At 42.5% G+C, this 13,270-nt stretch carries 12 protein-coding genes and 3 pseudogenes; 9 read left to right on the forward strand and 6 right to left on the reverse strand.

From position 1 onward, the window contains the following. Positions 1 to 2: 2 nt before the first annotated feature. The 7 genes from pilO2 (at position 3) to MUA00_RS01730 (ending at position 5,931) form a co-directional block, all read left to right on the forward strand. Positions 3 to 1,253: a type 4b pilus protein PilO2 gene (pilO2, locus tag MUA00_RS01700; RefSeq protein ID WP_271121408.1), complete on the forward strand. Its 1,251-nt coding sequence runs from the start codon at positions 3 to 5 to the stop codon at positions 1,251 to 1,253. After that, positions 1,243 to 1,677, forward strand: coding sequence for a hypothetical protein (locus MUA00_RS01705; RefSeq protein WP_271121409.1), 435 nt, complete (start codon positions 1,243 to 1,245; stop codon positions 1,675 to 1,677). Before pilO2 ends, MUA00_RS01705 begins: the two co-directional genes overlap by 11 nt. A 2-nt stretch (positions 1,678 to 1,679) precedes the next feature. After that, a complete protein-coding gene (locus MUA00_RS01710) occupies positions 1,680 to 3,191 on the forward strand; it encodes a GspE/PulE family protein (protein ID WP_271121410.1) in 1,512 nt (503 codons plus the stop codon). 14 nt (positions 3,192 to 3,205) lie between these two features. Continuing rightward, complete coding sequence (locus MUA00_RS01715) at positions 3,206 to 4,294, forward strand: type II secretion system F family protein (protein WP_271121411.1); 1,089 nt, start codon at positions 3,206 to 3,208, stop codon at positions 4,292 to 4,294. A gap of 23 nt (positions 4,295 to 4,317) precedes the next feature. Continuing rightward, a complete protein-coding gene (locus MUA00_RS01720; protein ID WP_271121412.1) occupies positions 4,318 to 4,887 on the forward strand; it encodes a type 4 pilus major pilin in 570 nt (189 codons plus the stop codon). A gap of 76 nt (positions 4,888 to 4,963) precedes the next feature. After that, positions 4,964 to 5,473 (forward strand): type IV pilus biogenesis protein PilM, encoded by a 510-nt coding sequence (locus tag MUA00_RS01725; RefSeq protein WP_271121413.1) that lies wholly within the window; start codon positions 4,964 to 4,966, stop codon positions 5,471 to 5,473. Further along, positions 5,473 to 5,931: a lytic transglycosylase domain-containing protein gene (locus tag MUA00_RS01730; RefSeq protein ID WP_271121414.1), complete on the forward strand. Its 459-nt coding sequence runs from the start codon at positions 5,473 to 5,475 to the stop codon at positions 5,929 to 5,931. Before MUA00_RS01725 ends, MUA00_RS01730 begins: the two co-directional genes overlap by 1 nt. Positions 5,932 to 5,947: 16 nt before the next feature. Here MUA00_RS01730 and MUA00_RS01735 read toward each other — a convergent pair whose 3' ends face one another. From MUA00_RS01735 to MUA00_RS01745, 3 genes are all read right to left on the reverse strand, one after another. Further along, positions 5,948 to 6,511 (reverse strand): tyrosine-type recombinase/integrase, encoded by a 564-nt coding sequence (locus tag MUA00_RS01735; RefSeq protein ID WP_271121415.1) that lies wholly within the window; start codon positions 6,509 to 6,511, stop codon positions 5,948 to 5,950. Between the two features lie 22 nt (positions 6,512 to 6,533). After that, complete coding sequence (locus MUA00_RS01740; protein ID WP_271121416.1) at positions 6,534 to 6,950, reverse strand: LuxR C-terminal-related transcriptional regulator; 417 nt, start codon at positions 6,948 to 6,950, stop codon at positions 6,534 to 6,536. 975 nt (positions 6,951 to 7,925) lie between these two features. Continuing rightward, positions 7,926 to 8,888 carry a Wzz/FepE/Etk N-terminal domain-containing protein gene (locus MUA00_RS01745; RefSeq protein ID WP_271121417.1) on the reverse strand — a complete coding sequence of 321 codons (963 nt, stop codon included), beginning with the start codon at positions 8,886 to 8,888 and terminating at the stop codon, positions 7,926 to 7,928. Positions 8,889 to 9,531: 643 nt separating this feature from the next. On the opposite strand from MUA00_RS01745, the gene MUA00_RS21265 reads away from it, so the two are divergent. Next, positions 9,532 to 9,960, forward strand: coding sequence for a CaiF/GrlA family transcriptional regulator (locus MUA00_RS21265; protein WP_408639682.1), 429 nt, complete (start codon positions 9,532 to 9,534; stop codon positions 9,958 to 9,960). 740 nt (positions 9,961 to 10,700) lie between these two features. On the opposite strand, the pseudogene MUA00_RS01750 reads toward MUA00_RS21265, so the two are convergent. The 3 genes and pseudogenes from MUA00_RS01750 to MUA00_RS01760 form a co-directional block, all read right to left on the reverse strand. Next, positions 10,701 to 11,021 (reverse strand): annotated as a pseudogene (locus MUA00_RS01750) (integrase core domain-containing protein); the annotation flags it as partial. Positions 11,022 to 11,216: 195 nt separating this feature from the next. After that, positions 11,217 to 12,245 (reverse strand): IS110 family RNA-guided transposase, encoded by a 1,029-nt coding sequence (locus tag MUA00_RS01755; protein WP_271121418.1) that lies wholly within the window; start codon positions 12,243 to 12,245, stop codon positions 11,217 to 11,219. A 50-nt stretch (positions 12,246 to 12,295) separates the two neighbouring features. Next, positions 12,296 to 12,795: pseudogene (locus MUA00_RS01760) on the reverse strand (transposase); the annotation flags it as partial. 79 nt (positions 12,796 to 12,874) lie between these two features. On the opposite strand from MUA00_RS01760, the pseudogene MUA00_RS01765 reads away from it, so the two are divergent. Beyond that, positions 12,875 to 13,197 (forward strand): annotated as a pseudogene (locus MUA00_RS01765) (Hcp family type VI secretion system effector); the annotation flags it as partial. Between the last annotated feature and the right edge of the window lie 73 nt (positions 13,198 to 13,270).

The following is a 13,270-nucleotide window of genomic DNA, read 5'->3' on the forward strand; positions in this document are numbered from 1 at the left end:
GGATGAAGAAACCCCATAAGCATAAGCAAAGTACGTCAGCAACAGAAGATAGTGCGCTTGCCCTGCTGGCAATAAAGGGGCGAGATATGGCGGTTGCCGGGCTTATCTGGCAGCCAATCCATACTGTCAGAAACGTTCAGGCCGAAGCGCGTGGACTTTTGAAACAGGAGGGGTGTGAGTATTTTTTGACCTATGTGAAGGGCAATCGTGCGCAGTGTGGTATGACCCGATATCTGCCTTCCGGTAAACGTTGCTGGAGTGCCGTCATGATGTTATGTCAGGAGCTGGGCGATTCCTGGCTGGGGCTATTTTGCCTGCCTGATGGTCGTTACTGGCTGGCTGGTACCGATAACGGCATGGTAGTCCCGGGTTGTGACACGATTTTCGACCAGCGAGCGCAGGCGGCAGAACGCTATCGCGATTATGCTGATATGTTTGCCTGGCAGGCAAAGTATGTTTCTGGCATTGGCATAGAGAAAATTGACGGTCAGGATATCGATCTACAGTCGGTATTGAATAGATGCACGCTGAAAAACAACCTGCGTATCGCCTTTGCCCATGAGACGCGGCGTCGTTTACGGCGCTTTGCCTCGTTAGGCATGCTATATGGCGTTCTGATCGCTGGCGTGTTAGGCGGATGGAAATATTATCAACATCGGCAGGAAGAAGAGCGGCAGGCTCAGCTCCGGGCAGAATTACTGGTTCGCCAGCGGGCTGTTGGTTTTGCGGAGCGAGCCTGGAGATCGGCCATACCGGCTGCCACTATGCTTAAAGGATGTCTGGAGGAGATAAATAAGCAGCCTGTGCTGATTGGCGGTTGGCAGATTGTTGGCCTGCAATGCGATGGTAGGCGCGTTATTGCTTCTTATAAAGGCGGGCATAATAGCACTAGCAAAGAGTTTATTCAGCAAATGCAAGGGCAGAACTATAAATTCCAAAAAGGAATGACCGTTGAGGTTACTGGCACGCTTAAATTATCCGGGGATCGCCGCCATGAAAAGCTTCAGCCTATTGCTGTGGTCGCAGCAGATTTTCTTGAAAATCTGCAACTCGGAATAGCTAAGGGAAAGTTTGATGATGTGCTTTCCACAGGCAAGAAAGTGGCTAAATATGAATTGACCACTGAGCTGTCGCCTCTGACATTAGTGTCAGGATGGAATATGGATGGTGTGGTGGTTCGCAGGCTGGATACCAAATTTTCCGCTCAGGGAATTGTTAGTTGGACGATGTCAGGAGAAATCTATGGTAAATAAATTTATCAAGAGGCTGATGATGTTGGTTTTGGTAAGTTATATGCCATTATCAGCTGCCGCTTTAACGGTAGGAGATATTAGTAATAGCCAGCAAAGTACTATTATGCTTAAGTCAGCTCTGGAGCGTGCAAAGCTTGAAAAAGAGCTTAGCGATATGAAGGATGTTAAGATTTCGGCGTCTGAAGTCTGTACCAATAAAGGGGTGGGCATGTTGACGTTGAAAGCCGTATATGGTGTTAAAAATTTGCGCTACGCTACTTTTTATTATAATCCATCAGCCATTATTGAAGCTCGGATTGGTGATAACTTATTGTGTGGTGAGAAAGTAATGGCTATTCAACTGGATAACGTTAAAGTTGAAAAAGATGGGGTTGTTTATACTATTACGGGCTCATCACGTACCGTAGCAAAAAATCAGGGTTAAATATGGAAGATGCCAATAAGGAACTGATTTGCCTTACGGCTGCTGGAGGGACTTATGAACTTAACAGCGAAGCAAGGAAAATTATTTGTTTCACGGATACTGGTGAGTTATATATTTCTGCTTCGCATGAGAAATCATATTGGGTTCTGGCCTTTATCGATAAGCTGAGGCGTAACTCTGTTAATTTTAAAACTAAATACGTTGGCATTGAAGATATTTCCCGGTTATACAGTAACAATGTTTCTCGTACTCATCGTAGCCAATCTTCTTCCGGTCGTCAGGAAGAGGTTATTACTATCATTTGTAGCGCCGTAAATATCAAGGCGAGTGATATCCATATTATTGTCAGAGACAACGTGACCCATGTTAAATATCGGGTAGATGGTGAGTTAAGGCAAAGTCAGGAAATGTCTGAGAATGACGGCCATGATATTTGTGCCACTATTTATCAGACCATGTGCGATGTTGCAGAACCCGTATTTAATCCGCGCCGTAGTCAGGATGCGCGACTGATGGCTTCAGCGTTAGCAAAATGTGGGCTCTATGGTGGACGCATTGCAACGCGACCGACCGATAACGGTATGCTGATGGTTATTCGACTGTTATACGATCGCGGTAGTAGCTCCCTTGAACTTGATCACCTCGGGTATACATCTGAACAAATTACGATGATTAACCGTATGGCGGCCAGAAGATTCGGCATTAATATCCTGGCGGGTCCTACGGGGTCAGGGAAATCCACCACGCTTGAATGTGTTCTGAAGAGAATCATTAGCCAGCGAGAGGGGAAAGCACACGTCCTGACGCTGGAGGACCCGCCCGAATATCGTATTACTGGTGCGGTTCAGACTCCCATCTTGTGTGATAAAAGCGATGATGAAGGAATAAGCCGGGAATGGGCAAGAGCGATAGCTAACGCAATGCGTCTCGACCCTGATGTTTTGATGTGTGGAGAGATTAGGGATCTCCATTCCGCGGTGGCAACGTTTCGTGCTGCGATGACGGGACACGGTGTCTGGACCACGGTACATGCCAACGATGCGCTAGCCATCCTGACTCGTCTGCAGGATATTGGTGTCTCACCGGCGATTTTAACGGACGCGACGCTAGTGACCGGGCTTATCAGCCAGGTACTGGCCCGTAAATTATGCCCCGATTGTCGTAAGCCATGGCACGAGCACAGGAAGAAAATTGCGACGGATATTCGTTCAAGAGTTGAGAAATATTGTCAACTGGAGCAGATCTATTTACGTGGTGAAGGCTGTATCTCCTGTAACTTCAGCGGAATTAAAGGTCGAACCGTTATTGCGGAAGTGATTGAACCCGATGATATGCTGATGGATATCTATAACCAGCAGGGAAAGAATGCCGCTCGTCGTTACTGGATTGAACAGTTAGGAGGATTAACGCGCAGGGAGATTTTGATCCGCATGATTAATCAGGGCCTTATCGATCCTTGTGAAGGTGAACAGGATGTTTGCATGTTGGATGATGATGAAATCCTTACTCTTTAAGAGGCTGACAGCATATGCTTAATGAACTGAATGATTATCTGGCACCAGTAAACCGATATTTAACTAAGCTTTCTTTCACTGGAAGTACCCGACTCGATTTTTATCGCTCGTTATTATTACTGCTTGATAATCAAGTGCGGCTTAATGAAGCGCTGGCCGAACTTTATACCGTTTATAGCAACTATGGTAAACGAAAGAACGCACCTGTTGCCGTTATTATTGATGAATGCTTGAAGAAGATGAATGAAGGGGAATCGTTTAGCGAAGCTTTAAGCCGGTGGCTACCGGTGGAGGAGGGGATGTTGCTTCATGCTGGGGAAATGGCCGGGAAACTCGGTAAGGCATTCAACGAAGCAGAAAAAATAATGGCGGCGCGTAAACGAATTATTGGCGCTATTGCTGGAGCTTTGGCATACCCGTTATTGTTGTTTGTTATGATGGGCTTTTTGCTCCATATGATCGCCACCGATCTGGTCCCCAAACTGGCAAGAGTGGTTGATCCCGCTAAATGGAACGGAAGCGCCGGGTTATTGCGCGATATGGCTTTTTTTGTTACCCAGTATGGTGTAGTAGCCGTCATGGCGGCGGTCGTAATATCTATTCTTATTGCAATAAGCTTACCGCTTCTCAGGGGGAAGTTACGGATTTTACTTGATACTATCCCGCCCTGGTCTATCTATCGCCTGGTACATGGAACCACGTTTCTTCTGAACATAGGTTCCCTGATCAAATCAGGTATGCGATTGAATACTGCACTGGATAAATTAAGCGTTGGCGCCAGTCCATGGTTAACTGAGAGAATTGAAGCCACCAGGGATGGGTTAACTGAAGGGAAAAACTTTGGTGAGGCGCTGATTTCATCTGGGTATAATTTTCCGGATCAAAAGGCTAATCGTTTTTTGGCTGTTATTTCTGCTTATAGCGGGATTGATAATGCAATTATTAAATTCAGCAACCGGTGGTTAGATGAGACGGTAAATAAGATTCAAAGCGTAGCTAAAATTATGTTGATGTCAGGGGTCGCTGGCGTAGGTATTATTATGTTACTGGTTATTGCCGGTGCTGGCGGTATTCAGGATGCCATCCAGGCATCCGTTGGTTAATTTTTTAATAAAAAAGGATTCTTATGTTCCAGACAGATATAGCTTCTTCTTATTTACCCCAGCCTGTGGTAAAACAAAAAGGATTTACCGCGCTTGAGTTGATTATTGTGCTAATAGTCGGATTTTCGATTATTGCTTTATCAGCGAGTAAGATGGGGCAACTATTTTCCAGTTCAAGCACCAATGAAGCGATGAACAGTGTATTGAGTATTTATTCTGCCACGCGTGCGCTACAGAATGTCAATGGTTATGGTAGCGTTGGTGATGAATTATCGACGATCCTTATTGATACCGACACGATGCCAAAAAATTTGAGTATTGATACATCTTCCGGGAAAGCCAAAAATGAGTGGGCCGGCGAAGTTGCGATTACGGTAACCAACGATGGTAATGGCTTTGATATATCTTATCCAATGGTTCCCAAAGAAGCCTGTATTAAGCTCTCACAGCAATTAGCGCATTCAGGAAACTTCGATAGCATCAGCGTGGGAGGCCAGAATATCAATAGTACTAGCAGTCTGAGCGAAGTCAGTAAGGCCTGTTCGGCTGATAAGAATGATATGATATTTAGGGTAAACGCGGAAGATGAATAATACTATTCTGCGCTTTAATTAACTAAAAAATAAAAGGCCATGATTGTAAAATACAGTCATGGCCTGGAGGTGAGTTGTGGTCTACGCGTTTTTCTTCTTTTTAGCTCTGATTCCCGCAAGCTATAATGCTTTATTAACAGATCTGAGTAATGTCTCCAGCAGCAGTATAAACAGCGCTGTAAATTATATTGATAATGTGCGCGGCGCCCTTGAACGATATCGCGCAGAAAATGCGGATAAAGAGGGGACTGTTGCGTTTAGCAAGCTTCTCCTTCCTGATTCGGCACATCTTGTAGAGCGCTCTGATTCGCATTTTCTTATCGATAGCAACGGAATCTATATTGTTTTCGATAAACCTTTTCCCGGGCTTGCCGATGCTTTAATGAAAAAATATTCCGACGACACAGGGCCGTTTCCCGAAGGTGAACGCAAGGGCCTCATTGGTTACTACCATACCGGGTTTAATCGTAACGGCTGTTTGATGACAGTAGCCAGATACCCTGAAGAATCGTCAGGCTGTACCCGTCCTTTGCCGCCGACAATAGCTGAGGGTGCTTTAGTTTTTACTGACAGAGGGCATGAGTGATGTTGCCTAACTGGCGGTGGTTATTATTACTAATATTTCTCTGTTGTCATACCGCAACGGCCTGGTGTTTTAATCTGGCCGCTGAGGAGTTTCATCTTGAACCACAAATTATTTATGCTATTGCTAAAGCAGAATCAAATCTGAACACGAATGCAATCCATACCAACCATAATGGTAGCTTTGATATTGGATTAATGCAGATCAACTCTATACATGAGCCAGAACTGGGGCGTCTGGGAATTTCAATGGATGAATTAATGGAGCCATGTAAAAACATTATTGTTGGGACCTGGTTGCTGCGTAAAAGTATCGATCGCGCCGGAGAACTGTGGAAAGGGATAGCTTTGTATCATTCGGCGACCCCTGCTTATGGAATAAAATATGTTTTGCGTATCCGGTCAATATATTCACGATTAAGCAATCAAGAATTGCGTAATTTCGATAAGGACGCGGGCTAATGCTTGCCCTTTAAATTTACCAGCGAATGTTGCGAAATCTTTCCGGATTGCTAGCGGTATAACGAACGGTATGGCTAATATTACGGTGCCCCAGATAATCCTGAATGAGACGTGTATCCATCCCCTTGTTTGCTAATTCATAACCACAGGCATGGCGCAGCATATGCGGATGGACATTAATATCCAGATTTGCCATCTGACCGAAGCGTTGGATCATTAAGTAGATGGTCTGCCGACTTAACATTATTCCACGAATGGAAGGGAACAGATAGATGGACGTCCTGAACCTGGCTTGCTTTTCCCTGACGGTTAACCAAGTTTGCAGTGCCCTGAACACTCTCGGACAAAGAGGATGTGATGACGATAATCCATTTTTCAGTCGGCGCACATAGAGTATCTTCCCTTTCATATCAAAATCAGACAATTTCATACCTCGTAATTCACTAACACGTAATCCATGAAAATAACAAAGTAGTAACATGCATAAGTTTCGTTCCTGATTTTGCCCCTTATTTGCCTGAATAACTAACTGTTCTATTTCATGTTGGGTTAGGAATGTTCTGGTGTTTTTCTTTTTCATAAATTATCCCTTCAGTATGTTATTATCGGATTGTATCGACAGGCAAGATATCCATTATCTTGAAAAGTAAAGGTTTAGAAATTTTGCACTTATTTAAAACGGTGTTTTTATAACGATATATTGCTTTTATACTTTTATTCATTTCACTGGCTATTGCCTGTGAGCTATACCCTTTTTTCCATAACTTGAGTGTCTGTAACTCATTTTTAGACAGAACGATATCGATGCTTTTTAATCTATACGTCTCCGGTAAAAAAATTATCAAAGCAATATTATGCATTGAGGTTGTTTTACTGATCAGCAGAATGTGTTTGTTAATCCTTAGTATATCCAATGGGAAAGAAAGATTAGAAAAGCAAATGATTCTATCAACGTTTTGTGGCGTTTCCTTGGCAACCAGGTGTAGTGTTTCAATTTCGCAAAATAACGTCTTATTCACATTGCGGTGCCTTGTGCATATGTCAGGGAGATCGCTCCGGCGATAAAGTACTTCATGACGCCACGGTTTTACATCCAGGATATGTTGTAGTGCAGTAGCAATATACACATCACATTGGTACAAAATGGCTATATTTTTCATGGCTTGATTTAAGGCTATTGGTTTTCTTAAAATTATATGTGTCGTCAGCTTGGGGGTGTCAATTCTTCTTAGGAGGTGCTAAAGCTCTGATGGCCCATTACATCCCTTGAATCGAAGTTTCTTCTTCCATCTGGAGCTGAATAAGCATAGCAATCTTCGATTGACGACGTTACGCTATAGCATGTTTTTCTAAACGTGTATATTTTTGTTAGAGCAGAGCGAGTATGAAATCTTATTTATTTTTAGCGTTGATATTAATGCTTCTCTGCTGTGATATTTCATATTTTAAACTGAATACTCATAATCAAAGACAACAGGCAAGATTCAACTACCACCAGACATACCACCACTATACAGAACGAGAATATCGGACTTGAGTACAAAAGTAAAAATAGCTTTGGTGATATTCTGTGAGAGATGAAGGATAAAAATGTGGTGACAGGATGTTATGTTGATACAGTTTCTGTTTTCAGCCATGGAAACTCAATGATGATTTTAGCCTCTGATTTTGGAGGTGTGAAGGCTCTTCTGCTTCCAGAGCAGCAGCGCTATGTAAACCAACTGAAAAAATGACCGGACCAATTTGGTGTGTTTTGAAATGAAGTTTGTGAATTATATGCTAACAGGTAGCAACTGTATTATTCACAACCCTTACGAACATTAGCACTTATAAAGATGATAAAACGGATTTTTCCTTATAATATATCTTCTCTATTTTATTATCGCTCAGCGGGGAAATTTTCGCACCTCCCTTTCAGGTGTTTTTCTGCAAAGCCCTAAAAGCCATTATTTCATTGTTGTTAATGGTTGTTAGTCCAGCAAAAGGTGCTTATGTCATGGGGGGGGGTAGCCTAAATTTTGTCGATGACAAAAAGCATTCCTTACCAGTACGATGCATATACCGCTCATAACGCCCAAAAGAGAACCCAGAATCATTGTCAATATCAAATTCTGATTCGTGCGACGTGGTAGACTGGCATGCTGAATATAGCGATACGCAGTGAATCTATCTCGGTCATTTAAGTAAATGTTTTCTAGCTGCAAGAGTTCTTCCCGGATTTTAAAATAGCTATCGTCGTAGGGAACAGGCCAGCTACTGGCATTATTAATCATTGCCTGTAGTACGGCTGTACCCAGCAGGAAAAGCGTTTCATTATACTTTGTTGAGCGTACTGGCATAGTCTTATGTAGGTTTGCTGCTGTAGCAACTATTAATGCATAACGTAAATTTTTTATGTAGTCACTTCTCTCTTCCTGAAGGCTCAATACTTTAATCTCCAGCTTTTTTTGCAGTGCAATAGTTGTGGTATGCAGACTATTGCGTGCAGCAATAAAAGAGTTTGCTTTGATATTCTGATTTACCTCAGCAAGGAGTTTATCGAGTTTACCTTGGGCATCCTGCGCGTTTTGGGCAGTATACTCTACAATAAATGCATCGTTAGCTGGCTTGGTTAGAGGCTTAACGGTAAGAGCGCCCTTGCTATAGATTGTCCGGTTTTTAATATTTTCAATCGCATCTGTAAACAGGCTGTTTAATATATTTTGCCGTTCGAGGTCAGACCATATTTCGCCTTGACTGGTTTTAACAGCTTCAAGGTATGTGGACACATCACTCGGTTCAGGGCGGGTGATTATCACGCTGGATATCCATCTTGCTGGAGTGGCCACAAAACAGGCGCCAGCCAGTACCATAGATAATCCCATGGCAGTAATAATGATATAGCGCCCCCACCATAGCTGTTGTAGCAAGCCAATAAGATTCACTTCATTATGGAATTCGTGTGAGAGCGCATTCATTTGATATCCCCTGCAAAATAAAATCTGTGATAGGCAAACAACGAGATACAGCTCACCTGGTTATAATGAAATGTGTTTTGTTGCGTTCGATGTGGGTATTTATGCTGTCGTCAGGTGCGAAAAGTAAAATAAATAGAGCCAGAGGCACTTCCTTTTAAAGCCATTTTAAAATTTAGTGAACTGATTGAATGCCTACAAGTAGAGGTCTTATTTGAAGTGCCTTAACTAGTGAGTTGAATAAAGATGGGTTTTCAGTCTTACAGATTCGATCTGTTGTAGAATCTGTATATTAAACGTATTCTTGCAGATAACTATCTTATTAAGCAATAATCCATCTTCTGGCTCTCATCTTTAAATGAGTTACTCTTACTCTATACATATTTAGCGCGAAATTAAGCCTGTTTGGATACAATCTATACACCAGAAGCAAATGTAAACTAAAAAGCATCAATTGTTTTAGTTGTTAAATGTTAAGCAGGTTAAATATTCTAACTTCGATACGTGTAAGGATAACTGTTGTAATTGTCATACAATTTTTGTTAGTATTTGTACATGACATGCTATAAAGGACTTTAGTTATCTTGTGATATTTGTTGACTTTTCATTAACGATGAAGAGCTTAGCGTTAAAGAGGTTTTGGAAAATGAATACACCCATTATTATTAAACCATCTCAGGCAAATCATTTTGCTTATCTTTTACCTGAGGAAATAAAATTCTCATCTGTAAAATGGCTTTACTATAACGTCGCGCTCTGGGGTTTGACCCGCAAGAAACCCATTTGTTGTCGTTGTGTGTCACATCATTTTGGGATAAGTATTCGCCAGGCAACTAATGTTATATCGATGATACATAGACGCTATAACGATATCATTCAGTGCCAGGTTAAACTCATCAAAAAAGATGGTGTTATCCTTACTCATCTGACTATTACGAGCATCTCTTCTCGCAATATTCGACGTTGTCGTTCTGTATCTGATGTTTCGAATATAGCAACCGGTAGGTCAGAACTGCAGCTATGGAAACAGCGTTTTTTACATGGGGCTGGGTGGTCAGCTGGAGAGCGGTTGTAGGATATGATGGCTAACTATTTTTCTGCAGTAAACAAGATCCTCTGATACTTATTTAAGCCTTTAATGTACTGGCTGTTATTTTTCCATGGGCTTATTTATCTTTATGATTCTAATAAAATATTAATCGGTAGCGAAACGTGAATGTATTTTAATTGTTAATGAGGGCCAGACGCCTGTAAGGAAAATACAATTGTTCCACTAAAAGATAATTTTAATTTATTTGGAATGGCTTTTTCAGAAAGCTATTCATATAAAATATATTGTGTTGAATTTGCGAATAAAACACAATGCACTAACTTTTTAGTTAATAAATTAAACGGCTTGATAAAATCTTTACAACTTTTGAGCCATTCTTTCCTGTCGATGGATACTTTAGTAAATGTTATTTTCTTTCCTTCTCTTTAGCTACATTTAGACGTGCATTTTGTCATAAGTATGATGGTTCAAATTCCATGTAAGCTTCTTGAACCTGGTAGCGATTATTTTGCATTTTTGACCTGACGACACAACCATGTATCCATATGATTGAGCTAGTGATGGGGCCAGTAGATGAATGGATTAAAGAAAACATTAAAAAACATAACCTTCTCATATGAAGCTGTATTAGCATTGGCAATATGTCTTATATTCCTTGGTTGCGCAATTCTGGGATTGTGTATCTACACTTTTTTTCTGTGAAGTTTTTTGACTTATAATATCAATTCAGAAACTGTGAAGCTGATATTGTAAGCACACCCGTTTTAGTTCCACGCACTTTTTGAGAACTCCGGATTTTCGGCCATCAGCCTGTATTCTTCAGGCGTCAGGTTATTCAGGGATTCATGAGGCCGCTCGCTGTTATATTCTGCCAGCCAGCGCTCTGTGATTTCCCGTGCTTCATTCAGTGTTCTGAACAGATAAAAATCCAGGATTTCTGTCCGGTACGTCCGGTTAAAGCGTTCGATAAAGGCATTCTGCGTCGGCTTACCCGGCTTAATAAAGTCCAGCATCACACCATGCTCTTCGGCCCACTGCGCCAGAGCCAGTGATATCAGTTCGGGTCCGTTATCCATCCGCATCTTCAGTCGTCTAATCAGTCAATATCAGGATCAGATGGGGTCTTTGTCGTCTTCGTAGTCATCTATTGATGCTACAACATGTTGCAAGACGTCGTCTTCATTCCTATGTGATTCCCGCAAGGCTTTTACCCTGCAAAGCGTGTCCCGGAATTGAAGTTAAAGACGAGCTCACTCTGATTGATCATGACTTTTCGCTTGTTAATTTACCGCGTTAAGGCGTTCATTATAAAAAGTTTCTGACTTCCACATACTCAACATCAATGTTGCCAGTTTCCTCGACAATGCAACAATAACCTTCTTATAGCCCATTCTGTGTCGGAGCTCATTTGCCCATATTGCCAGGCTTGTATCAGTGCCGTAACGGGTTAAAAGGCATGATGCTGCTTCGTAGAGAAGCGTGCGTGTCATTCGGTTTCCCTGCTTTGAGATCCCCCCATTTCTGTCAACCTCGCCGGATTGGTACTTTTTGGGTGTTAATCCGAGGAAGGCTCCGGCATCGCTTACACGTCTGAAGCGAAAGGGGTCGTCAATTGACGTTTTAAAACTTAATGCTGTCAGAACACCCACTCCCGGAATAGATTGCAATATTTGGCAAACTGGATCTTTTCGGGCTAGTTTTTCCAGGATGTAGTTAAACTTTCTTATTTGCCCGGAAAGATGTTCCCAGGTATCAAGTAACATAATAACTGCAGGTTTGACTGTTTCCAGCGAAGGGGATGACTCGAGAACGGCACGTTCAAAAACACTATTTTTTCCAGGTGGAAGAACAACCCCGAAGGTTTTCAGAAGTCCGCGGATCTGATTCGTTACGGCAACACGAAGCTGGACCAGTTTTTCCCTGCTGGTAAGAATAAGTCGCTGTTGATGGCATTGAAGACTTTTGACATGTACTGGCTTGTACCATCCTGAAAGAACCAGTCTTGCTATACCAAAAGCATCATTTTGATCGGTTTTATTTAATTGCATAGATAAAGCAGCATGAACATGCCGGGCGTGGATACAGTCAACGTCCAGGCCAAAACCTTTAAGCGAATGGTAAAGCCAGACGCAAAGTGGCCCAGTCTCTAGACCTACTTTTGACTTATCAAATCCTTGAGAAAAGAGATAATTAGCTATAACACCGGGATGCGTATCGACGTTAACCATCCGAATTTTATTACCGTTTTGGTCTATAACGCAGATGCTTGTTTTCTTCTGAGAAACATCAAGTCCAACAAAGGTTTTCATGGCAGCCACCTCAGATATCACAGACTGGGATCGTATTAAGATTACAGCATGTGATTCCAGGCGTGCCCCTGCCTGCGCATAACCTGAAACAGCTTCTTAAAACCGTATCGTGGGTAGCGTTCCGCCAGCTCAGTCAGTATCTGGATAACCGGTTCATCACGGCGGGTATCGGGCGGGTAAAAATAGACCGTCCTGCTCAGCGATAACGTCCTGCATGCCTGGCGGATGCTCATGGCAAATTGTGCGGTCAGATAGCCAACAAGCTCACGCTTTATCGCTGTTTTTAAAGCTTTTTTTCGATGACATCTTTCAGAGCCCGGCATTCAAGACTGAGATCGGTAAACATTTGTTTGAGACGGCGGTTTTCGTCCTCAAGGTCTTTCATCTTTTTGATATCAGAGGCTTCCATCCCGCCATACTTTGCTTTCCAGTTGTAGTACGACGCCTCCGATATTCCGGCTTCGCGGCAGACATCCTTGACCGTACGTCCGGCTTCAACAGACTTCAGAACGGCGATGATCTGGTGCTCAGTGAATCGGGCTTTACGCATGGCGATCTCCTCAGGGGGACATAATCAGTATGTCGGAAGATCTCTAAAAGTGGATGGTTCGTTTTACCGGGATACTTACAAGATCACTGGTAAGCGTTCCCATTCTCCGATGATGATTGAAAAAGAGTTTGATAGTTCCAGCCCCTATCTTATCTTTACAAGGCTGTCGCTACTGGTCAGACGCTGAAAAGTGCGGAGATTCGCTGGTATCGCATCAATCATGCTGGGCAAGAGGAATGCTACTTTATCATGACCATTGAGGGTGTTAAAGTCACAGGCATTAACCTTGGAATACCAAACGCTAAAATGTCAGGCAACTCGCAGATCAATCACATGGAGTCAGTTTCCTTGATGTACGATAAAATCACTTGGCGTTATGTCGATGGCAACGTGGGAGCGTAACCAATAGAAAAGGGAATACACTCATGTGGGTAAAGAAGGGCTTAAGGCCCTTCTTTTGGTTTATAATATTTGA

The organism is Dryocola boscaweniae (genome assembly GCF_025215095.1).
GTDB lineage: Bacteria > Pseudomonadota > Gammaproteobacteria > Enterobacterales > Enterobacteriaceae > Dryocola > Dryocola boscaweniae.